The organism is Pseudophaeobacter arcticus DSM 23566, assembly GCF_000473205.1.
GTDB classification, from domain to species: domain Bacteria; phylum Pseudomonadota; class Alphaproteobacteria; order Rhodobacterales; family Rhodobacteraceae; genus Pseudophaeobacter; species Pseudophaeobacter arcticus.
In genome coordinates, this window is record NZ_KI421507.1 from 3,635,196 (window position 1) to 3,656,450 (window position 21,255).

The following is a 21,255-nucleotide window of genomic DNA, read 5'->3' on the forward strand; positions in this document are numbered from 1 at the left end:
GTGGTTCAACAGGCTCAGGCAAGCTTGAACCCCTCAGGCCACCCGTCGTTCTGCGAGAACAGCCGCATCAAAGGCCCCCAGAACCGGATATCTGGGTGACCCCTGTTCCGGCAGAGTGCTGCGATCGACGCCAGCCAATTGACTGGCGTTGAGACGCGTCGCATCGCGCCGCAGGCTGCCCAGATACAGGCTTTCAAGGACCGCGCCCGCGGCCAGCAAAGGGGCGTGATCCGGCAGCACCAGTTGCGTGTAGCGGGTGGTCAGCCCCTTGGCCTGCCCCTGCGTCGCCACAGGTGTCGCCACAGATGTCCCCATCAGATGGCGCGCCGGCACCAGAACTGCTGGTCGTCCAAACAGATATTCCACTTCACTGCCGCTCAGCACCAGCCGCTGCGAGGCCGAAACCTGAATCGCCTGCTGCAAGCCAAAAAATGGGGTGCGCAGGGCAACCGGGCGGAACATCCCCATGGCTGGCACCTCGCGGTGCAATACGTGCAAAATGGGCAGGCTTGCGCCTGTTTCACTGAGGACCAGATCGCCACGCTGCAGGGTTTCAACCGAACGATATCCCTGTGGTGTCGCCACCGGTGTCGCCGGATCAAGGCCAGGCATCAGCCCTACGGGCTCCAAGGCGTTGGAAACCGCCAAAGAGGTCAGGGCCACCGAGGTGAACCGCAACGATCCCGGAGAGAACAGCGTTTTGAGATCCTGATAGCGCCAGGGGCGCGGCGGTGGCAGCAAGGCCATCTGCACCCGATCGCTGTCGGCGCATTCCAGGGCGAGGCGCGCATATCCTGCAAGACTGTCCCAGGCATAGGACAGCCTGACCTGGCCGGTGCGCCCTGTCCCGCTGGGATTGAGCACCGCATGGGCAAGACTGCCGCTGTGTTGCAAAACAAGGCTCACACCGCCGCCCGGTAGCACCTGGATCCCCAGATTGATCGGCCAGTCGCCATCCTGGGCAAATTGCAACAGGGGTTCAGGTCGGTGGCAGTCGGGGATCGACATCTCGGCCACCAGGGTACCGCGCAGCATCAAAGCGTCGCCACCGCCCTCTGCCCGCAGAGCTTGAACCAGCCCGGACAGGTCCGAACATCCACGCTCCAGATCGTTGATGCCCAGCCAACACATCGGATCAGGCAGCCTGCATTGCCGCGAGAAGCTTCCCCTCAAAGCCTCTCAGCCCCGGCCGGACAGAGGCGCCATAGCCAAAGCCGGTTTCCGGGTCCAGCTCGGGGAAGAGCGCATAGATCTCTTGCAAGATCGGCTGGTCAAACAGCTCTGCGGTCTGCGGGCCGGGCAAAAAGCTTTCGGTTGTCAGCCCTTCGGAATAGATCACCTGATGTTGGTCAAACAACAGATGCACATAGGTGATCTCGCCGCCGACCTGGCGGGAAATACTGCCCCCGTTTAGCAGATCCTTTGCCGCAACCAGCACCTCCCCCTCGCCGAACAACAGTTCGGCATAGGCGTCACGCAGCAGGATACGGTGTTGCGGAGAGACCCAAAGGTCGCGATGCGATCCAAAGCAGCCCGCACGGATGAGGATCGGCGCAAAATCTCCTTCAGCAAGGACACTGCGGGATCCGATCCAACGCAGTGGTTGCGCCCCCTGGTCTCTGGTTGTCACCAGATCGCCGGGTTGCAGGGTCTCAACCGGCACTTCCCCATCTGGTGTGCGGATCAACGTTCCGGCCACAAAGCAGGGGATCGAACTGGCGTTCACAAAGCCGGTATCGCTGTTCACCCCGTTGCTGGTCGTATAGGTAAAGTTGAAATCTTCGATATCACCATCACCGTGCAACGTCAGGGTGCCATCTTCATTCACCTCGACCTGCTGCCCCGTGGAAAGCGTCACCACGGACCCTGCGGTGACCTCCACCCCGTTGACATGGGTGATCGTCAACACCCCGCCCGAGGTATTGATATCATTGCCCAGCACATCGACAACCTTGCTGCCATCCGCTGCAACATGGGCCTCGTCCGTCTGAGCCACCAGATCGGTCTGCACCGAATTGGCTGCAATCAACAGGTTACTGTCGTAGCTGCTATCCCCCACATCCGCGATGCCGATGCGGATGTCGTTTACCTCGCCGGGATTGACATGCATGGTCAGCGTCATGGTGATGGTCAGGCCATCCATCTCGGTATTGAAGTCGTCGCCCGTATTGTCGAGGTAGAGGTTTTCATTGATCGAGGCACTGATATTGCCCGGATTTGCGGTGCCGCCGCTGACATCCATTTCGACCACCGAGCCATTGACCCAGACCGCCACCACATCCTGGTAGATAGACTCCTGATATTCCGGGAACTCTTCGGAGGAGAACACAAACTCCACCGTCATGACCGCACTGTCGGGAACAAAGCTCACATCCAGATAGGAGGCGTCATAGGTTCTGGCGCCCGCTACAGAGTTGAACTCGGAGTTGTTGTTTTCGCCACTGGTATTGCGCGTGGTATCACTCACCCGGTTTGGATCACCGCTGGAATTGGTATAGCTGTTGGCCCGCCCCGTTGACAGGATAACACCTGTATCCCCTGGCGTGGCGCCGGGGGCCAGGGCGTCTCCGTTTGAATAGATCGCCGATGATCGGCTGTCGCCGGTGTAATCGGCACTGACCACAGTAACGCCGTCGCCAAAAATCGTTTCGGCCATCTCGGTCGCGGTCGCACCTGTATCGTATCCCAGCTCTGATGCTGTCGCCATTTGCCTCGCTCCAATCCTCAATTGGAGAGACAGCTCACCCGTCACGCCACAGCGGAAGATCCACTGCGCTAGCCTGGACCTTTTGGCCCTTTATATATTGGCAAAATCCACGCTTTGGTGGTTCCGCTCTCTGGATGACCTGCCTCTGGTCTTTTTTTATTAACTTTTTCTTAACACGTGATTTTGCGAAGTGTCATCCATGAAGTTTTCTCAAAACGAAGCCGCAGCTTTTGCGCCACAAGGCCCAATACAGGCAGAGCGGCGTCGGGTATCTCGTTTCATCGTGATCTGCCGCGGTTTGCACGGCATCCAAAAGCGCGCTAAATCATTAAAAACACTCATACAGGCCTGATCTCCCAGCGCCGCATAGGAGCACCCAGATGACCCATATCGACCCGGTTCGCCTGACCGCAGATCTCATCCGCTGTCCCTCGGTCACCCCCGAAGAAGGCGGTGCCCTGCAGCTGTTGGACGCGGTGCTGTCGCAAGCCGGGTTTACCTGCACAAGGGTGGATCGCGGCGGCATTGCCAACCTCTTTGCCCGCTGGGGCGCCAAGGGCCATGCCCGCAGCTTTGGCTTTAATGGCCATACCGATGTGGTGCCGCTGGGGGAGGAGAGCGCCTGGACCATGCCGCCCTTTGGCGGTGAGATAAAGGACGGGGTGATGTATGGCCGGGGGGCAACCGACATGAAGTCAGGCGTCGCGGCCTTTGCCGCTGCGGCCATTGATTTTGTCACCGACACCCCGCCCGACGGCGCGGTGATCCTGACCATCACCGGCGACGAAGAGGGTGATGCGGTCGATGGCACCACCGCCCTGCTCGACCATATGGCGGCGACGGGGGAAAAGATGGATGTCTGCCTGGTGGGCGAACCCACCTGCCCCAATACCATGGGCGAGATGATCAAGGTCGGCCGGCGCGGCTCGATGAGTGCCTGGTTCACCGTCACTGGCAAACAGGGACATTCCGCCTATCCACACCGCGCCAATAATCCGCTCAGTGCCATGGCGCGGCTGATGGACCAACTGGCCAGCCATCAGCTGGACCAGGGCACCGAACATTTTGATCCCTCGACCCTGGCCATTGTCACCATCGACACCGGCAACCCCGCGACCAATGTGATCCCGGCCCAAAGCAACGCAACGGTGAATATCCGCTTCAACGACAGCCACAGCGGCGCCATTCTCAGCAGCTGGTTGCAAAGTGAGGTGGACAAGGTCACGGCGGAATTTGGCGTTATGATCGAGATGAAAATCAAGATCTCCGGCGAGAGCTTTATCACCCCACCCGGCGCCCTCTCGGATCTGGTTGCCAGGGCCGTGGAAGCCGAGACCGGGATTACGCCCGAACTGTCAACCACCGGGGGCACCTCGGATGCGCGCTTTGTCAAACATCACTGCCCGGTGGTTGAGTTTGGTCTGGTGGGCAAGACGATGCACCAGGTTGATGAATGCGTGCCGGTTGAACAGATCACCCAGCTGAAATCCATCTATGCCCGCATCCTGAAAGACTATTTTGCATGAGCATTAAAATCACCGAGACCCGGGATTTAGCGACCTGCTTTGCTCTGCGCCACACCGTTTTTGTCACTGAACAGGGCGTGCCGGTTGAGGAAGAACAGGATGCGCTGGACGCGGATGCCACCCATCTGTTGGCGCAGGACGGCAATTTTCCGGTGGGAACCGCCCGCATCCTGTTTCAGGGTGATGTGGCCAAGGTGGGTCGGGTCTGCGTGCTGCAAAGCGCCCGCGGCACCGGCCTGGGCGCGGATATTATCCGCGCAGCCATCGAAATTGCGCAAAAAACACCCGGCATCGCCCGCGTCAAACTCGGCGCCCAGACCCACGCGCTGGGATTCTACGAAAAGCTTGGCTTTCAGGCTTTGGGCCCTGTCTATGATGATGCCGGCATTGATCACCGCGATATGGTGCTGGAGCTGGTGTGAGGCCGGTTCTGATCATCATGGTGAAAGAACCACGCCCCGGCCGGGTCAAAACCCGGCTCGGGCGTGACATTGGCAAGATTGCCGCCACCTGGTGGTTTCGTCACCAAACTGCCCGGCTGATCCGCCGTCTGCGGGATCCACGCTGGCAGATCATTCTGGCCGTGGCCCCCGACAGGGCCGTCACGTCGCGCGTCTGGCCTGCCGATCTGACCCGCCATCCCCAGGGGCGGGGCGATCTGGGCCAGCGCATGGGGCACCTGTTGCGCAGCTTTGGACCCGGCCCGACCTGCCTGATTGGCTCTGATATTCCCGGCGTGACCCGCGCCCATATTGCCCGCGCCTTTGCCGCGCTTGGGGACCATCAGGCGGTTTTTGGCCCAGCACTGGATGGCGGCTATTGGCTGGTTGGGGCCAAACACCCCAAACGCCTGCCCCGCAGCCTGTTTCGCTCTGTGCGCTGGTCCAGTGAACAGACGCTGGCGGATAGTCTGCGCAGTCTGCCTGGCTATAGAATCGCGCTGACAGATCTGCTTGGGGATGTGGATACCGGCGCCGACCTGCGCCGCCAGCAATAGCAGGATTGCGTAGACCGCAGTGCTTTTGCTCATGACCTCTCGCCGCAGCCATGCTAGGCGGGGTATATGACCCGTATTCCCTCCAAGGCCGAGATCCTCGATTGGATCAGCGCCCACCCGACCCAGACATCGAAACGCGACATTGCCAAGGCTTTTGGCATCAAGGGCGCGGACCGGATTGATCTCAAGCGCCTGTTGAAGGAGCTGGAGGCCGAAGGGCATTTGCAAAAGCGCCACAAGACCTACCGCGACCCCGAACAGTTGCCCCCCGTGACAGTACTGCTGGTCAAGGCGCCGGACGAGAATGGCGATCTTTATGCCCAGCCGCTGGAATGGCACGGCGAAGGTATTGAGCCCATCGTGCTGGTGGTGACCACGCCTGCAGGCCCGGCCCTGGGACAGGGCGACCGGATACTGGCCCGGTTGAGCAAGGTCGAGGGTGTGGAGGCGGATCATCACTACGAGGCGCGGATCATCCGCCGGATTGGCGTGAACCCCAAACGGGTTATCGGCATCTTCCGCAAGGGCGCCGAGGGTGGCCGCATTGTGCCGATTGAGAAATCATCCTCAAATGAATGGATCGTGCTTGAGGACGCCATGCAGGGCGCCCGCGATGGCGAGCTGGTAGAGGCCGAGCAGGCCGGGCCCAAGGGCCGGATGGGCCTGCCCCGCGCCCGCGTGATCAACCGGCTTGGCGATCCCTCTGCCCCCAAGGCGGTGTCGCTGATTGCCATTCACCAGCATGGCATTCCCGATGATTTTCCCAATGCGGTGGTGGCCGAGGCAGATGCCGCCAAACCCATGGGCCTGAAGGGTCGCAAAGACCTGCGCGACATGCCGTTGATCACAATCGACCCGGCGGATGCCCGCGACCACGATGACGCCTGCTACGCCGAAGCGGATACCGACCCCAATAACCCAGGCGGCCATATCATCTGGGTCGCCATCGCCGATGTTGCCGCCTATGTAAAAACCGGCGGCGAGCTGGACCGCGAAGCGCGCAAGCGCGGCAACTCTTCCTATTTTCCGGACCGCGTGGTGCCAATGTTGCCCGACCGGCTGTCTGGCGATCTGTGCTCGCTGCACGAGGGCGTGCCGCGCCCCTGTCTGGCAGTGCGCATGCAGATAGATGCCGAGGGCAACAAGATCTCGCACCACTTTGTGCGCGGGCTGATGCGCTCCGCTGCCTCGCTGCATTACGCCGAGGTACAGGCAGCCATGGACGGGCAGGTGACGGACCGCACCGAACGCTTTTTGGAGCCGGTGATCAAACCGCTTTATGCCGCCTACGGCGCCTTGAAAAAGGCCCGTGCGCGGCGCGAGCCGCTGGATCTGGACCTGCCGGAACGCAAAATCGTGCTGAGCGACAGCGGTCAGGTCACCTCGGTCGCCTTCCGCGATCGGTTGGATGCGCATAAGCTGATCGAGGAGTTCATGATCCTCGCCAATGTTTCTGCCGCCGAAACCCTGATCAAGAAACGCTCGCCGCTGCTGTTCCGGGTGCACGAAGAACCCGCACCCGAAAAGCTGGAATCCCTGCGCGAAACAGCCATGGCCGCCGGCTTTCCGCTGGCCAAGGGGCAGGTCTTGCAGACCAGGCATCTGAACACGCTGCTGAACAGCGCCGCGGGCACCGATGACGCCGAGCTGATCAATATCTCCACCCTGCGGTCGATGCAGCAGGCCTATTACACACCGGAAAACTTTGGCCACTTTGGCCTGGCCCTGCGCAACTACGCGCATTTCACCTCACCCATTCGCCGCTATGCTGACCTGATTGTGCATCGCTCGCTGATCTCGGCTCATGGCTGGGGCGACGATGGCTTGCAGCCGAGCGAGATCGACCGACTGGAAGAAACCGCCACCCATATTTCCGAGACCGAGCGCCGCTCGATGATCGCGGAGCGCGACACCACCGACCGCTATCTGGCCGCTTATCTGTCGGAACGGGTGGGCAGCGAGTTCACCGGCCGGATCAGCGGCATTGCGCGCTTTGGCGCCTTTGTCAAAATGGATGAAACCGGCGCCGATGGCCTGGTGCCGGTGCGCACCATTGGGCGCGAGTTCTTCCACTTTGATGCCGAGGGCGGCACCTTGATGGGGGCAGATACCGGGCTTATCATCTCGATTGGGCAACGGGTCACCGTACGCCTGACACAGGCCGCACCGGTCACCGGCGGGCTGGAGCTGGAACTGCTGTCCCTTGGGGACAAAGCTCTGCCCAAGGGGGACTATAGCGGCGGACGGGGCGGCGGCACGCGTCGCAGCCCTGCGGGGCGCAACGTCAAACGCAAGAGCAACAAATCCAAACACAAGGCCGCCAAGGTCAAACGCAAGGTCGAGCGCAAACGCAAGACCTGACACTCGCCCCCTCCCTTTGCCCGCAAAGGCCACAGGGCGGAGGGAGGATGTATCTGCTCAGGGCTGCGGCACTGCCTCGTCAAAAACCCGGTCGATATATCGGTTCAACACCGTATCGCTTGCACATCATCGCTTGCACATTTCGCAGGTGTCGCTGGACCGGCCAACACCCCAGGAACGGCAGTCCCTGAAACCGGTTAGGTTTTACCCTGATCGCAGACACCGCCTCAAAGCCCCCCAAGACGTAAAAAGGCCCCGAAGAAAACTCCGGGGCCTTGATGTTTCTGCAGACTGGCTGCGGCTTAGCTTGGGCTCATGCCGCGCAGGCGCTCGGACCGGCGCCGCAGCATTTCCACGGTCGCCAGCAGCACGATGGAGATCGCCACCAAGATTGTCGCAACCGCCAGAATGGTGGGGGAAATCTGCTCACGCAGGCCGATAAACATCTGCCAGGGCAGTGTCTTTTGACCGGCCGAGCCGACAAACAGAACCACCACAACCTCGTCAAACGACGTGATAAAGGCAAACAGACCACCAGAGATCACGCCCGGCAAGATCAAGGGCATCTGGATGCGGAAGAAGGTGGTTACCGGATCCGCTCCCATATTTGCCGCCGCACGGGTCAGCGAGCGGTCAAAACCCACCAGCGTTGCCGTTACGGTGATGATCACAAAGGGAATACCCAGGGCCGCGTGGGCCAGAACCACACCAAGATATGTCCCCTGCAGGCCAATACGGCTGTAGAAGAAATACATGCCCGCAGCCGAGATGATCAGCGGAACGATCATCGGCGAGATCAGAATCGCCATGATCGCCCGGCGAAACGGCACATGGGGCTGGCTAAGACCAATTGCCGCCAGGGTTCCGAAGCTCACAGAGACAATCGTCGCCATCGGGGCAATCTTAAGCGAGTTCCACATCGCGCTTTGCCAAGAGTCGTTGCTGAAGAAATCACGATAGTGTTTCAGCGAAAACCCGTCCGGATCCAGCCGCAGCATCTCCGGTGTGAAGGTAAAGAAGTCCTGCGCGTTAAAGCTCAGCGGGATGATCACCACGATCGGAGCAATCAGGAAGAAGAAGATCAACCCACAGATCACCCGAAAGGAGTAGTACCAGGCCCGCTGGCCGGTGGTCGCATATGGAGGAAGTGCACTCATTGTCGGTTACCCCAGCTTCACGTTGTCGATGCCGACAATCTTGTCATAGACCCAGTACAGCAGCAGAACCACCGCGAGAAGGATCGAACCCAGCGCCGCGCCCAGACCCCAGTTGCCCGATGTCGAGATATGATAGGCAATCAGGTTAGAGATGAAGGTACCTTTGGTCCCCCCCACCAGGGCAGGTGTGATATAGTAGCCAACCGCCAGGATGAAGACGAGGATCGAACCCGCGCCGATGCCTGGAATCGACTGGGGGAAATAAACCCGCCAGAAGGCTGTCCAGTTGGTGGCGCCCAGCGATTTGGCCGCCCGCAGATAGGTTGGCTGGATTGTCTGCATCACCGAATACATCGGCAGGATCATAAAGGGCAGCAGGATATGGGTCATCGCAATGATGGTGCCCAGTTCGTTGTTGATCAAGACAAGCCTGTTGTCATCACTAACCAGCCCTATCCAGACCAGGACGTCATTGATAACACCTTGTTGCTGCAGCAGGATTTTCCAGGACGAGGTTCGCACCAGCAGCGAAGTCCAGAAGGGCAGAAGCACCAGGATCAGCAGCATATTGGCAGAGCGCGTGGTGATATTGGCCAGCAGCCAGGCAACCGGATAGCCCAACATAATGCAGCTGAAGGTGATGATCATCGACATCCGCATGGTGCGGATCAGCATGGTGTTGTAAATGCGTTCCGTTTCAGGACGGACCTCGGCGCCATCAGCGCCCAGTTTCATGTCCACCGCGTTGAGGAAATACCCCATGGTACGGGGACCGGAATATGTCTTGATGGTGCGCCACAGTTCGATATCAGCCCAGCCATCGTTGAGCTCGATCAGGCGCTCCTTGTAGGGGCCGTCGTTTTCAACATCCCATTTTCTGATCTGGCGGCCGGATTTACGAAACACCGAGGACAGGCCAGGATTCTCATAGTTCAGGCGTTTGGCCACTTTGGTGTGAACCTTGATCTCCGCCGCAGCCTTTAGATCCACCGCCAGCGCGGCAAAAACTGCCTCGTCCGGCAATTCCGATGTGGCGGGATCCCAGCTTTCAAGCGCTGCCACCGTTTTGGGCAGAACTTCCTGAACGATTCGGTTGTCCACCGAACGGAACAGCATATCGCCAACAGGCAGGATGAAGGTCAAAAGGATAAACAGGAGCAGCGGTGCAATCAGCATCAAGGCCCTGATCTTCTGCATCCGCAGTGCCTTCGCGAGGCTACGCTTTAGCGGCGTGCCATCAGCGGCCAGCACTGGGCCGTTTTGGGTAGTGTCACTCATGGTGGGGGTCCCCGTCGGGTCGTTTTTTTTGGTGGAGAAAGGGCCCAGAATTTGGATCCGGGCCCTTTCCCGTTGTCACAACGAGGTCAGATTATTTAACCAACCAGGCCTGGAATTTCGCATCCAGATCGTCGCGGTTATCTGCCCACCACTCATAGTCATAGGTGTGCACGTTGCCAGAGTTGGCAGGGTCGGTTGGCATGTGAGGCGCCATTTCGATACCCAGTTCAGCGTGCTTACCAACCAGCGGTGCCGAGGAGGCACGAGCAGGACCGTAAGAAATGTAAGCAGCCTGATCAGCCAGACGCTGGGTGTCGGTTGCAAATCTCAGGAAGTCCATTGCGCGGGCTTTGCGGTCCGCAGGCAGACCGGCGGGAACGATCCAGCCGTCAAGGTCAAAGGACTGCATGTCCCAGAGCATACCAATTGGCTGGTTCTGCTCGGCAATCGCCGAGAACAGACGACCGTTGAAGGTCGAGCCCATGACAACTTCACCATCGGCCAGCAGCTGAGGTGTTTCCGCGCCGGCAGACCACCAGACAACGCTGTCTTTGATGGTGTCAAGCTTGGCCAGACCACGGGCTACGCCTTCGTCGGTACCCAGAACGTCATAGATTTCGTCCTTGGCAACGCCGTCGCAGTACAGAGCCCATTCCATGTTGTCGATTGGGCGCTTCTGCAGCGAACGCTTGCCTGGGAATTTTTCCAGGTCAAAGATGTCGCAAACAGAGGTTGGTGCTTCGGCGCCAACCAGATCGGTGCGGTAGCCAAAGGTGGTCGAGTAGACGATCTGTGGTACAAAGCAGTCAGAAACCAGCAGGTCGCCAAAGTCCTCGGACGCCAAGGTGCCATCGGGGGCAGCGGCCAGATCTTCGTCGTGGTTGATTTCTTCGGCCAGACCTTCGTCACACAGGCGCATGGCGTCAGATGCAACAACGTCAACCAGATCCCAGGTTACATTGCCGGCTTCGTTCATGGCGCGCAGCTTGGCAACCGCTTCCGCCGAGCTTTCGTCCCAAACGGCTTTGACGCCATCGTTGGCGGCCAGATAGGGCTCAACATAGGCTTTGTTCTGGCTGTCCTGATAGGCACCGCCCCAGGATACCAGGGTCAAGTCATTGGCCATGTCCTCGGCAAAGGCCGCTGGCGCGATCAACGCCGTAGTCATTGCCAATGCTGACAGTTTTGTCATCTTCATAAGAAGTCTCTCCTTGTTGTATGTCGTTCGTTCGTTATTGCCCTCCCGGTCATATTCGCCGGGAGTTGTGCCTTTGTGCAGTATGGATCAGGCGTCCAGGGCGTGGCAGTCATCGGGCAACCAGCCGATTTCGATCTGCTGACCCGGCTTAAGACGGACCTGATCCGGAGCATTCCGTGTCTTGATGACAAAATCCTCATTGCCTGCAACCCGCAGACGGGTGCGGAAGATGTCACCCATATAAATGAACTCAAGCACTTCTGCCTTCAGGGTGTGAACCCCCTCGGCAAGACGGTCCTTATTGTATTCAACGCGCTCTGGGCGAATGGAAACACGGGTCCGTTCGCCAGGTTTGCTGACATTGACAGGCCGACAGTCGATCAGCTCACCATCGTCCAGCTGCACCAGGGCGACACCATTGCTGATCTCTTTGACGGTGCCTTCCAGCGTGTTGTTCTCGCCAATGAACTGCGCCACAAAACTGTTTTGCGGTTCTTCATACAGCTTGTCTGGCGGCGCCAGCTGCTGAATGCGGCCATCTTCAAACACCGCAACCCGGTCAGACATGGTCAAAGCTTCGGTCTGGTCGTGAGTCACATAGACAACGGTAATACCCAGGCGGTGCGCCAGGTGGGTGATTTCGAACTGCATCTTTTCCCGCAGCTGCTTGTCCAGCGCGCCCAGGGGCTCATCCATCAAAACCAGTTCAGGTTCAAACACCAGCGCCCGCGCCAGGGCAATACGCTGCTGCTGACCACCAGAAAGCTGCGAGGGACGGCGACCACCAAAGGCGCCCATTTCCACCATGTCCAGCGCGCGCTTTACTTTCGCTTCACGCTCGGACTTGCCGATCTTGCGGACTTCCAGCGGGAAGGAGAGGTTTTCGGCAATGGTCATGTGGGGGAACAGGGCGTAGTTCTGGAACACCATGCCGATGCCGCGTTTATGCGGCGGGATATTGTTGATCGAGGTGCCACCGAGACGAATATCGCCATGGGTTGCCGTCTCAAATCCAGCCAACATCATCAAGCAGGTGGTTTTACCAGAACCCGAGGGGCCCAGCATGGTGAGGAACTCACCTTTGGGCATAATGAGGTTCAGGTCTTTTACGACTAGATTTTCGCCGTCGTAGCTCTTTTGCACGCGTTCGAATTCTACGAACGCGTCAGTATTAGACGCATCAGCCAAAGCAGGCTCCCCGTTTTATTATAATCGGCAGATTGGTTCTGCGCTTCTATCGTGATGTAAGCATACCCTTGGCAAGGGATGCAACCGCATCATCACTATAAATCATTAGACCAGCTTAGGCCGCAACGATAGACAGTTCGGACTCGCAGCGACTCCCAGCGATAGATTTGCGACAGATTTGTGCAGTTTCCGCTAACACTGGGGAGCTCTTGAAGCGCCATATGCCAAAAGGCCTCACACCGGGTGAGGTGCAAGGCCTAAGTCGTTTTGGCAAGAGTAGGCGTCGAAATGCGGGATCAGGCGCTGTGCAGCAGGTCTTTTTCCTGCAAGATTGCATAGCATTCGTCCAGCGAGGTCCGCGCCCGCGCGATCAAGAGGTCGATTTCCTCAGGGGTGATCACCAGCGGTGGCGAGATAATCATCCGGTCGCCCACATGCCGCATAACGAGGTTATTGGCAAAGCAGCGCTCGCGGCAGATAAACCCAACCGTTCCCGCCTCAGCGGCAAACCCCGCCCGGGTCGCCTTGTTCGGGACCAAAGCAATCGACCCCATCATACCAACAATCCTGGCTTCCCCCACCAGCGGGTGATCGACCAGGGATTCCCATTTCTCTTTCAGATAGGGACCAGCGACATCCTGAACATGGCCAACGACATTCTCTTCTTCGAGAATACGCAGGTTTTCCAGCGCCACAGCCGAGGATACGGGATGACCGGAATAGGTATAGCCGTGGTTGAACTCATCCGAGTCAATCACCGATGCAATCTCATCGCTGACAATCGACCCGCCGATGGGCGCATAGCCTGACGACAGCCCCTTGGCGATGGTCATGATATCCGGGCGGATACCCACGGTTTGTGAGCCAAACCAATTGCCGGTGCGGCCAAAGCCACAGATCACCTCATCCGCGATCAGCAGGATTTCATACTTGTCGCAGATCCGCTGGATTTCAGGCCAATAGGTGGCAGGCGGCACGATAACACCACCAGCACCCTGAATGGGTTCGGCGATAAAGGCCGCAACCCGGTCCTCGCCCAGCTCCAGAATTGCCGCTTCCAGCTCCTGTGCCCGCGCCAGGCCAAAATCATCCTCTGGGGTGTCGCCGCCTTCGGCCCACCAATGTGGCTGATTGATGTGGTGAATGTCAGGGATTGGCAGACCGCCCTGCGCGTGCATCGCGCTCATCCCCCCCAGGGAACCACTGCCCACCGAGGAGCCGTGATAGGCATTTTTGCGGCTGATAATGATGGATTTTGTCGGTTTGCCTTTGAGCGCCCAATAGTGCCGCACCATGCGGATATTGGTGTCATTGGCCTCGGACCCCGACCCGGCAAAGAACACATGGTTCAGATCCCCCGGCGCCAGCTCAGCGATTTTGGCGGCCAGCGCAATGACAGGCACATGGGTGGTTTGGAAAAAGGTGTTGTAATAGGGCAGTTCCCGCATTTGGCGCGCGGCCACATCGGCCAGCTCATCACGGCCATAGCCAATGTTGACGCACCACAGACCCGCCATGGCGTCGAGGATCTCATTGCCCTCGCTATCGGTCAGGGTCACGCCCGAGGCGCGGGTAATGATACGGCTGCCTTTTTCAGCCAATTCGCCGTTGGCGGTAAAGGGGTGCATATGGTGGGCAGCATCCAAAGCCTGCAATTCGGCTGTGGGCATGTGATTGGTGATCGCGTTCATCAGGCAGACTCCATCAGTGATGAGATTGGCCCCAGAATATGATCAAATTCCGCCATGTCAATCGAATCAGTTACTGCTGCCCAACCCCAGACTCACTTGCTCCATGCCCTGTTCGACATCTTTTTCCATCGCCAGCGCCACTTTTTCTACCTCCCCCCGACGCATGGCCTCGATGATGTCCTTGTGGCGGTCAGGGAAGCTCTGGGTTCCAAAGCGACCGCAGACCACCCGCAGCGATGGACCAAAGCGCAGCCAGAGCCGATCTGCCAGGTCTGACATTATGGGGGCGTCGGCGCAGGCATAGAGTTCGGAATGGAAGCTGTAGTTCTGCACCAGATAGCCCGTCACATCCCCCGCAGAAATGGCCTGATCCAGGACGGTATCAATCTTTTCCAAACGGGTGATCTGGTCGGCAGAGATGCGCAAAGCCGCCCGGCGCGCTAGCTCGGTTTCTATTGTTTTCCTTACAAAACTTAGCTCATCTATGTCCTCTGGCCGCAGCAAAGGTACCGAGACCCGACGGTTGCCTTGAAACATCAAAGCGCCATCGGAAATCAACCGGCGAATGGCCTCGCGTACCGGGGTCATTCCGGCCCCTAGGGACTCGGTCAGACCCTGGATGGTGACCGCCTGTCCCGGGGCCAGTTCCCCAAAAAGAATCTGCGCGCGCATCTTTTGATAAACGGTCTCATGGGCGGGCAATTTGGGCCCGTCATCCGGGGCGGCCTGGCCTGCCTGAGATGCTGATTTGGTCACCAACACTTGCGATTATCCTCCTAAATTTTGGGCAGTTTGCACGAAGTTCTGCCCAGTGGAAACATAAACAGTATTGCCGAATGAGGCAAAACTTGATCAAATCTAGCTCAGCCGGGCAGACACCGGTACCCACAGGGAGATTTCCATGACACTCAAAATGATGACAACGACCGCCATCGTCGCCTTGCTCGGCTCTGTCGCCATGGCAGATGAAGTGCGCGTCTACAACTGGTCCGACTATATTGATGAAGCGCTGCTGGAAAAGTTCGAAGCTGAAACCGGCATCAAACTGATCTATGATGTCTTTGACAGCAATGAACTGCTGCAAACAAAAATGCTGGCCGGTGGATCTGGGTATGACGTGGTGGTGCCAAGTGGCACTTTCCTGCAGCGTCAGATCATCGCCGGGTCCTTTCAGAAGCTGGACATGTCCAAGCTGCCCAACCACAAGAACATGTGGGATGTCGTGGAATCCCGCACCGAACAATACGACCCGGACAATGCCTATTCCATCAACTACATGTGGGGCACCACCGGCATCGGTGTAAACCTCGGCAAGGTCAAGGAACTGCTGGGTGACGATGCTCCGATCAACTCGCTTGATCTGGTCTTTAACCCCGCCAATATGGAAAAGCTGAGCGAATGCGGCGTGCATTTCCTCGACGCTCCTGCCGAGATGATTCCGGCGGCGCTGAAATACATCGGCGAAGACCCCAACAGCCATGACCCCGAAGTGCTCGCCAAGGCCGAAGCTGTCTTCTTGGCCATTCGCCCCTATATCCAGAAATTCCACTCTTCCGAGTATATCAATGGTCTGGCAAACGGCGATATCTGCGTGGCCGTTGGTTGGTCCGGTGACGTCCTGCAGGCCCGTGATCGCGCCGCCGAAGCCAATAACGGTGTTGAAATCGCCTATCATGCGGCGATCGAAGGCGCGCAGATGTGGTTTGACCAGATGGCCATTCCAGTCGATGCCCCCAATCCAGATGCGGCGCATGTGTTCCTGAACTTCATCATGGATCCGCAGAATATGGCTGACGCGTCGAACTATGTTTACTACGCCAACGGCAACAAGGCATCGCAAGAGTTCCTGGTCGAAGACGTGATCGGCGACCCGGCGATCTACCCGGATGAGGCCACGCTGGCCAACCTCTTCACCACCACGCCCTATGCCCCCAAGGTGCAGCGTATCGTGACCCGGATGTGGACCAAAATCAAATCAGGCACCTGATCTCAGACGCCTGATCCGGCAGGGTGCCCAGCGCGCCCTGCTTTTCCTAGTTGCGACAAACCTCTGACAGTGCGGCATGCAGCCAGCGCCTTCAGAAATTGCGAGGGACCCAGTTTGACCATTCCTGTATTCGAACCCTGGAACGATCCCGAGGCCAAGCCCTTGATCCAGTTTCAGAACGTCACCAAACGATTTGGCGACTTTACGGCGATCGACGATCTCAGCATCGGCATCTATGAAAAAGAGTTCTTTGCGCTTCTGGGCCCGTCGGGCTGTGGCAAGACCACCATGATGCGGATGCTCGCCGGGTTTGAAACCCCCTCCGAGGGAAAGATCTTTCTGGCCGGTCAGGATATGGCACCGGTGCCCCCGAACAAACGCGCCACCAATATGATGTTTCAGTCCTATGCGTTGTTTCCGCATCTGTCGATCTGGGAAAATATCGCCTTTGGCCTGAAACGCGAAGGTATGGCCAAGCCCGATATCAACAGCCGCGTTGACGAGATGCTGCGCCTCACCAGGCTGGAGAAATTTGCCAGCCGCAAGCCGCATCAGATCTCTGGCGGCCAACGTCAGCGGGTTGCACTGGCACGCTCGCTTGCGAAGCACCCCAAATTGCTCTTGCTGGATGAACCTCTGGGGGCGCTGGACAAAAAGCTGCGCCAGGATACCCAGTTTGAATTGATGGATATTCAGGAAAAAACCGGCACCACCTTTGTCATCGTGACCCACGACCAGGAAGAGGCGATGACCGTCGCCAGCCGCGTCGCGGTGATGGACAACGGCAGGATAATTCAGGTTTCGACGCCGGACCGCATCTACGAAAACCCCAATTCTGTTTATGTCGCGGATTTCATCGGCGAAGTGAACATCATCGACGCCACGGCCAGCCCGAATGGGTCAGACAGCTATGCGCTGAGCTGGAAGGAGGGGCAGCCGCCGCTGAATGTGGTGTCGCAGAACACATTTTCGGAAGGGCAGAAATGCCATCTCGCCATCCGCCCCGAAAAGGTCACCATCAATGCCGACAAACCTGTGGATGTCGACAATGTGGTGCAGGGCAAGATCCTGGATATTGCCTATCTTGGTAATATTTCGACCTACCATGTTGAACTGCCCTCGGGCGATGTGATCAAGGCACAAAGCGCCAATACCCGCCGTATCTCGCGCCGGGCCTTCACTTGGGAAGACACTGTCTGGCTGTCCTGGACCGCCACGGCAGGCGTTCTCTTGGCGACCTGATGCGCCGCTTTACCCTGATCGCTGTCCCGTATCTTTGGCTGCTGGTGCTGTTCCTGGTGCCTTTTGTCATCGTGTTCAAGATCTCGCTTTCCGATGTGGCCCTGGACCGCCCGCCCTATACGCCGCATTTTGACTGGGCCACCGGCATCTGGACCTTCCTGTCAGAGTTGGATTTTGAAAACTTCGTCTGGCTGACCCAGGATGACCTCTATTGGAAAGCCTATCTCAGCTCGCTCAAGATCGCTCTGCTCTCGACGGTGCTGACGCTGCTCGTGGGCTATCCGATGGCCTATGCCATGGCCCGCGCCCCGTCTGAGTGGCGCGCCAGCCTGATGATGTTGGTGATCCTGCCGTTCTGGACCAGCTTTTTGATCCGTGTCTATGCCTGGATGGGGATCCTGTCGAACGAGGGTTTCCTCAATCAGTTCTTGCTGTGGACCGGGGTGATCTCTGAACCGCTCACCATTCTCAACACCAATACCGCCGTCTATATCGGCGTCGTGTACACCTATCTCCCTTTCATGATCCTGCCGATCTATGCCGCCCTTGAACGGCTGGACGAATCGCTGATCGAAGCAGCCGAGGATCTGGGCTGTTCGCGTCTTTCGGCCTTTTGGTTGGTGACCATTCCGCTGTCCAAAACCGGCATCATCGCCGGCTGTTTCCTGGTCTTCATCCCGGTGCTGGGGGAATTCGTCATTCCATCGCTCCTGGGGGGGTCTGACACATTGATGATCGGCAAGGTGCTGTGGGAAGAGTTCTTCTCCAACGGCGATTGGCCCGTGGCATCGGCGGTGGCCGTGGTTCTGCTGCTGTTGCTGATCATTCCCATCGTGCTGTTCCAGCGCAATCAGCAAAAACAGCAGGAGGCCGAACAATGAGACGCATGAGCTGGTTCAATACCGTCTCGCTGACGCTTGGGTTTGCCTTCCTCTATGTGCCGATGCTGATTCTGGTGATCTACAGTTTCAACGAGAGCAAATTGGTGACCGTCTGGGCCGGATTTTCGACCAAATGGTACGGCGAGCTCATGCAGAACGAGGCCTTCCTTGATGCTGCCTGGGTCACAATCAAAGTGGCGATAGCCTCGTCAACCTTTGCAACCGTGCTGGGCACCATGGCCGCCTATGTCCTGGTGCGCGGTGGCCGGTTCAAGGGGCGCACCCTGTTTTCCGGCATGATCTATGCGCCCCTGGTGATGCCCGAAGTCATCACCGGCCTGTCACTGCTGCTGTTGTTCATCGGCATCGGGTTGGATCGCGGCGTGTGGACCATCGTTCTGGCCCATACCACCTTTTCCATGTGCTATGTCTCAGTGGTGGTTTCCTCGCGTCTGATGACCTTTGACAGATCCCTGGAAGAAGCAGCGCTGGATCTGGGCTGCTCCCCCTCCGAAGCCTTTCGGCTGGTTACCCTGCCAATTATCGCGCCTGCGGTGATCTCGGGCTGGCTCTTGGCCTTTACCCTGTCACTGGACGATCTGGTCATCGCCTCCTTTACCTCCGGTCCTGCGGCCACAACGCTGCCGATCAAGATCTACTCGGCGGTGCGCCTCGGCGTCTCTCCTGAAATCAATGCGCTTTCGACCCTGATGATCGCGGTTGTCACCATCGGCGTTCTCACCGCCTCACTGGTCAACAAACGCCAGATCGTGCGGCAACAACGCGACGAACAAGCCGCGGAGCGCAGCTGATGCGGCGGATCTTTTCCGCCTATGCCTATGGTCCTGGCCCCCGCGAAAATTGCTGGTGGGATGAGACAATAGCTGCCCCTCTCTGGCCTCAGCAGGCCGGAGAGATGCAGGTTGACGTCGCGATCATCGGCGGTGGCTTTACCGGCATGTCAGCAGCACTGCATCTGGCAGAGAGTGGCGCCCGCGTGGCCGTACTGGAGGCTGAGACCCCCGGCTGGGGCGCCTCCGGGCGCAACGGCGGCTTTTGTTGCCAGGGCGGAACCATGCTGTCCGGCAGCACCATGCAGCGCAAATTCGGCAGCGATGCCACCAATACCTACATGGCCGGAGAGCTGGCAGCCATTGATTTGGTTCACGGCCTGCTGGACCGTCACGGGATTGAAGCAGACATCCATTCCAAGGGCGAAACCCGGATGGCGCATAGCCCACGCGCCATGGCAGCCCTGCGCCGCGAAGCAGAAGAGATCACGGCGGCGGGTGGCACACCTCATCTCTTGGAGCAACGCGATCTCGCAGATCAGGGTCTGAACGGAAAGTTCCATGGTGCGTTGACGACCCCCGTTGGTTTTGGCCTCAACCCGCGCAAGTACCTGTTTGGGATCGCCCGCGCCGCTGAAAACGCGGGCGCCAGGCTGTTCCAGAACAGCCCGGTGACCAACCTGACCTCCGGGTCTGGCGGTCATGTCCTGACCACCCCAGGCGGGCAGGTTCGCGCCAAGCAGGTGATCATTGCCACCAATGGCTACTCCTGGGACGGGCTGCCAAAATGGCTGTCAGGTCGGTACCTGCCGGCGCAATCAAGCGTCATGGTCACCCGCCCGCTGCGTGAAGACGAATTGCAGGCGCAGGGCTGGTTCAGCGATCAGATGGCCTATGACACCCGCAACCTGCTGCACTATTTCCGCCTGATGCCGGACCGTAGGTTCCTGTTTGGCATGCGCGGCGGGCTGTTTTCCTCCCCCCGCGCAGAGGCCGCTATTCGCCAACTTTTGCGCAGCCATTTTGAGAAACTGTTCCCCGCGTGGCGCAGCGTAGAGGGCACGCATTTCTGGTCGGGGATGGTCTGCATGTCGCGCAACCTTGTGCCCTTTGTTGGTCCGATCCCGGATACTCCGGGGATGTTTGCAGGGCTGTGTTATCACGGCAATGGCGTCGCCATGGGCAGCTATGCCGGGCGGTTGCTCGCGGATCTGGCACAGGGCCAAGAGCCCGATCTGCCCTATTCGCCCATCATGCAGGGCATGGCCCGGTTTCCGTTTGGCCCCGCGCGCCGCATCGTCATGCCGCCGGCCTATGCTGTGTTGGGGATGCTGGATTGATCCATTGCTGCCAGTTCCAGCTCATATCCCTGCTGGTCCAACGGGTTGCCATCCGCGCAGCGCCACAGGCAATATCCTGCCATACGCCAGTGAAACCAGGGCTTTAGCGACAGGTAACGCCCAACCACACGTGGATCTGGATAGGCCGCAAGAAAGGCCTCCACTTCGGTCGCAGACAGCACAGCCCCCCGGTACAGGACCTGCATGGCCGGCGACAGAAACAGCGCCAGATCCTCACTTGGGTCGCCCATTTGCGGACATTGCCAGTCAATCAGGGTCAGCGTGCCGTCATGCGCCAACAGATTCCCCGGCACCGGATCCCCGTGGATCAGTGCCAACTGACTCAGCGCGGGCACCTGGCCAATAGGGCGCAGTTGCCGCAGCTGAGCGACACGATCGGGGTCGGTGGTGCACCGGTTGAGAATCACCTCAACCTGCGCCTCCAGGGCGGCGCTGCCGTTGACACCGCGGGGCAAGCCGCTGAATTCGGGCTGATCGTGCAACCGCCCCAAGAGCTGGGCGACATGGCCGCTGTCCTGCTGCCAGGGCGCTCCGGTGATATGTCCGTAAATCAGCCAGTTATGGCCCTCAAAGCGGCCCGAGCCCAGCAGCGAGGGTACCATGCCAGTCCCCGAAAGAGCCGCAAGCGCGGCAACTTCCCGCGCGGGATCATTGGCAAACAGCGGATTGTCCCTGTGACGCAGATAGAGCTTTACCACCCTGTCACCACAGCGCCAGACCCGGTTAGAGCGCCCCCCCCGAAACGGCAAGGGCGCAGCGACATCTAGCCCCTGCGCCTTGAGCGATCGAAAGAACCGCTGATCAAAATCCATATCCAGGCCTTGCAGGGCGTCATACTCCGGTCTCTGCCCCCTATTTAACCACAGAAGGCACCTTCTCTAGACCCCGCG

18 protein-coding genes and 1 pseudogene are annotated in these 21,255 nt (G+C 58.9%); 10 read left to right on the forward strand and 9 right to left on the reverse strand.

From position 1 onward, the window contains the following. Positions 1–33 precede the first annotated feature (33 nt). Both ARCT_RS0122055 and ARCT_RS0122060 read right to left on the reverse strand, forming a co-directional pair. Positions 34–1,131 (reverse strand): Hint domain-containing protein, encoded by a 1,098-nt coding sequence (locus ARCT_RS0122055; protein WP_027242014.1) that lies wholly within the window; start codon positions 1,129–1,131, stop codon positions 34–36. 4 nt (positions 1,132–1,135) lie between these two features. Beyond that, positions 1,136–2,707, reverse strand: a complete 1,572-nt coding sequence (locus ARCT_RS0122060) for a Hint domain-containing protein (RefSeq protein ID WP_027242015.1) — start codon at positions 2,705–2,707, stop codon at positions 1,136–1,138. A 199-nt stretch (positions 2,708–2,906) separates the two neighbouring features. On the opposite strand from ARCT_RS0122060, the gene ARCT_RS28165 reads away from it, so the two are divergent. From ARCT_RS28165 to rnr, 5 genes are all read left to right on the forward strand, one after another. Continuing rightward, positions 2,907–3,059: a hypothetical protein gene (locus ARCT_RS28165; RefSeq protein ID WP_154665422.1), complete on the forward strand. Its 153-nt coding sequence runs from the start codon at positions 2,907–2,909 to the stop codon at positions 3,057–3,059. A gap of 28 nt (positions 3,060–3,087) precedes the next feature. Beyond that, positions 3,088–4,233, forward strand: coding sequence for a succinyl-diaminopimelate desuccinylase (gene dapE, locus ARCT_RS0122065; protein WP_027242016.1), 1,146 nt, complete (start codon positions 3,088–3,090; stop codon positions 4,231–4,233). Then, positions 4,230–4,655: a GNAT family N-acetyltransferase gene (locus ARCT_RS0122070; RefSeq protein WP_027242017.1), complete on the forward strand. Its 426-nt coding sequence runs from the start codon at positions 4,230–4,232 to the stop codon at positions 4,653–4,655. Before dapE ends, ARCT_RS0122070 begins: the two co-directional genes overlap by 4 nt. Further along, the gene (locus ARCT_RS0122075) at positions 4,652–5,230 is read left to right on the forward strand and encodes a TIGR04282 family arsenosugar biosynthesis glycosyltransferase (RefSeq protein ID WP_027242018.1); all 579 of its coding nucleotides are present in this window, start codon (positions 4,652–4,654) and stop codon (positions 5,228–5,230) included. The genes ARCT_RS0122070 and ARCT_RS0122075 overlap by 4 nt, the downstream gene beginning before the upstream one ends. Before the next feature lie 66 nt (positions 5,231–5,296). Further along, positions 5,297–7,591 carry a ribonuclease R gene (rnr, locus tag ARCT_RS0122080; RefSeq protein WP_027242019.1) on the forward strand — a complete coding sequence of 765 codons (2,295 nt, stop codon included), beginning with the start codon at positions 5,297–5,299 and terminating at the stop codon, positions 7,589–7,591. Positions 7,592–7,893: 302 nt separating this feature from the next. Here the strand turns inward: rnr and ARCT_RS28710 are convergent. From ARCT_RS28710 to ARCT_RS0122110, 6 genes and pseudogenes are all read right to left on the reverse strand, one after another. Beyond that, positions 7,894–8,739, reverse strand: a pseudogene (locus ARCT_RS28710) (ABC transporter permease); the annotation flags it as partial. Positions 8,740–8,754: 15 nt separating this feature from the next. After that, positions 8,755–10,026 (reverse strand): ABC transporter permease, encoded by a 1,272-nt coding sequence (locus tag ARCT_RS28715; RefSeq protein WP_027242021.1) that lies wholly within the window; start codon positions 10,024–10,026, stop codon positions 8,755–8,757. 91 nt (positions 10,027–10,117) lie between these two features. Further along, positions 10,118–11,224, reverse strand: a complete 1,107-nt coding sequence (locus ARCT_RS0122095) for an extracellular solute-binding protein (RefSeq protein ID WP_027242022.1) — start codon at positions 11,222–11,224, stop codon at positions 10,118–10,120. Positions 11,225–11,311: 87 nt separating this feature from the next. After that, positions 11,312–12,412 carry an ABC transporter ATP-binding protein gene (locus ARCT_RS0122100; RefSeq protein WP_027242023.1) on the reverse strand — a complete coding sequence of 367 codons (1,101 nt, stop codon included), beginning with the start codon at positions 12,410–12,412 and terminating at the stop codon, positions 11,312–11,314. A 296-nt stretch (positions 12,413–12,708) separates the two neighbouring features. Continuing rightward, positions 12,709–14,103, reverse strand: a complete 1,395-nt coding sequence (locus ARCT_RS0122105) for an aspartate aminotransferase family protein (protein ID WP_027242024.1) — start codon at positions 14,101–14,103, stop codon at positions 12,709–12,711. A gap of 66 nt (positions 14,104–14,169) precedes the next feature. Next, positions 14,170–14,859 carry a GntR family transcriptional regulator gene (locus tag ARCT_RS0122110; protein ID WP_027242025.1) on the reverse strand — a complete coding sequence of 230 codons (690 nt, stop codon included), beginning with the start codon at positions 14,857–14,859 and terminating at the stop codon, positions 14,170–14,172. 145 nt (positions 14,860–15,004) lie between these two features. Between ARCT_RS0122110 and ARCT_RS0122115 the strand changes: the two genes are divergently transcribed. From ARCT_RS0122115 to ARCT_RS0122135, 5 genes are all read left to right on the forward strand, one after another. Continuing rightward, positions 15,005–16,090: a polyamine ABC transporter substrate-binding protein gene (locus tag ARCT_RS0122115; RefSeq protein WP_027242026.1), complete on the forward strand. Its 1,086-nt coding sequence runs from the start codon at positions 15,005–15,007 to the stop codon at positions 16,088–16,090. 114 nt (positions 16,091–16,204) lie between these two features. Next, positions 16,205–17,332 (forward strand): ABC transporter ATP-binding protein, encoded by a 1,128-nt coding sequence (locus tag ARCT_RS0122120; protein WP_027242027.1) that lies wholly within the window; start codon positions 16,205–16,207, stop codon positions 17,330–17,332. Then, positions 17,332–18,213, forward strand: coding sequence for an ABC transporter permease subunit (locus ARCT_RS0122125; protein WP_027242028.1), 882 nt, complete (start codon positions 17,332–17,334; stop codon positions 18,211–18,213). Before ARCT_RS0122120 ends, ARCT_RS0122125 begins: the two co-directional genes overlap by 1 nt. Further along, positions 18,210–19,025: an ABC transporter permease gene (locus ARCT_RS0122130; RefSeq protein WP_027242029.1), complete on the forward strand. Its 816-nt coding sequence runs from the start codon at positions 18,210–18,212 to the stop codon at positions 19,023–19,025. The genes ARCT_RS0122125 and ARCT_RS0122130 overlap by 4 nt, the downstream gene beginning before the upstream one ends. Next, positions 19,025–20,344: an NAD(P)/FAD-dependent oxidoreductase gene (locus ARCT_RS0122135; RefSeq protein WP_027242030.1), complete on the forward strand. Its 1,320-nt coding sequence runs from the start codon at positions 19,025–19,027 to the stop codon at positions 20,342–20,344. Before ARCT_RS0122130 ends, ARCT_RS0122135 begins: the two co-directional genes overlap by 1 nt. Here the strand turns inward: ARCT_RS0122135 and ARCT_RS0122140 are convergent. Next, positions 20,317–21,177 carry a phosphotransferase family protein gene (locus ARCT_RS0122140; protein ID WP_084300928.1) on the reverse strand — a complete coding sequence of 287 codons (861 nt, stop codon included), beginning with the start codon at positions 21,175–21,177 and terminating at the stop codon, positions 20,317–20,319. The two genes, ARCT_RS0122135 and ARCT_RS0122140, sit on opposite strands and share 28 nt — an antisense overlap. Positions 21,178–21,255 lie beyond the last annotated feature (78 nt).

Bases quoted from the DNA above. Each gene is read 5' to 3' on its own strand.
- ARCT_RS0122135 (WP_027242030.1), top strand. From the start codon at position 19,025: ATGCGGCGGATCTTTTCCGCCTATGCCTATGGTCCTGGCCCCCGCGAA.
- ARCT_RS0122115 (WP_027242026.1), top strand. From the start codon at position 15,005: ATGACACTCAAAATGATGACAACGACCGCCATCGTCGCCTTGCTCGGC.
- ARCT_RS0122105 (WP_027242024.1), bottom strand. From the start codon at position 14,103: ATGAACGCGATCACCAATCACATGCCCACAGCCGAATTGCAGGCTTTG.
- ARCT_RS0122055 (WP_027242014.1), bottom strand. From the start codon at position 1,131: ATGTGTTGGCTGGGCATCAACGATCTGGAGCGTGGATGTTCGGACCTG.
- ARCT_RS0122095 (WP_027242022.1), bottom strand. From the start codon at position 11,224: ATGAAGATGACAAAACTGTCAGCATTGGCAATGACTACGGCGTTGATC.
- ARCT_RS0122130 (WP_027242029.1), top strand. From the start codon at position 18,210: ATGAGACGCATGAGCTGGTTCAATACCGTCTCGCTGACGCTTGGGTTT.
- ARCT_RS0122070 (WP_027242017.1), top strand. From the start codon at position 4,230: ATGAGCATTAAAATCACCGAGACCCGGGATTTAGCGACCTGCTTTGCT.
- rnr (WP_027242019.1), top strand. From the start codon at position 5,297: ATGACCCGTATTCCCTCCAAGGCCGAGATCCTCGATTGGATCAGCGCC.
- ARCT_RS0122060 (WP_027242015.1), bottom strand. From the start codon at position 2,707: ATGGCGACAGCATCAGAGCTGGGATACGATACAGGTGCGACCGCGACC.
- ARCT_RS28715 (WP_027242021.1), bottom strand. From the start codon at position 10,026: ATGAGTGACACTACCCAAAACGGCCCAGTGCTGGCCGCTGATGGCACG.
- ARCT_RS0122140 (WP_084300928.1), bottom strand. From the start codon at position 21,177: ATGGATTTTGATCAGCGGTTCTTTCGATCGCTCAAGGCGCAGGGGCTA.
- ARCT_RS28165 (WP_154665422.1), top strand. From the start codon at position 2,907: ATGAAGTTTTCTCAAAACGAAGCCGCAGCTTTTGCGCCACAAGGCCCA.
- ARCT_RS0122125 (WP_027242028.1), top strand. From the start codon at position 17,332: ATGCGCCGCTTTACCCTGATCGCTGTCCCGTATCTTTGGCTGCTGGTG.
- dapE (WP_027242016.1), top strand. From the start codon at position 3,088: ATGACCCATATCGACCCGGTTCGCCTGACCGCAGATCTCATCCGCTGT.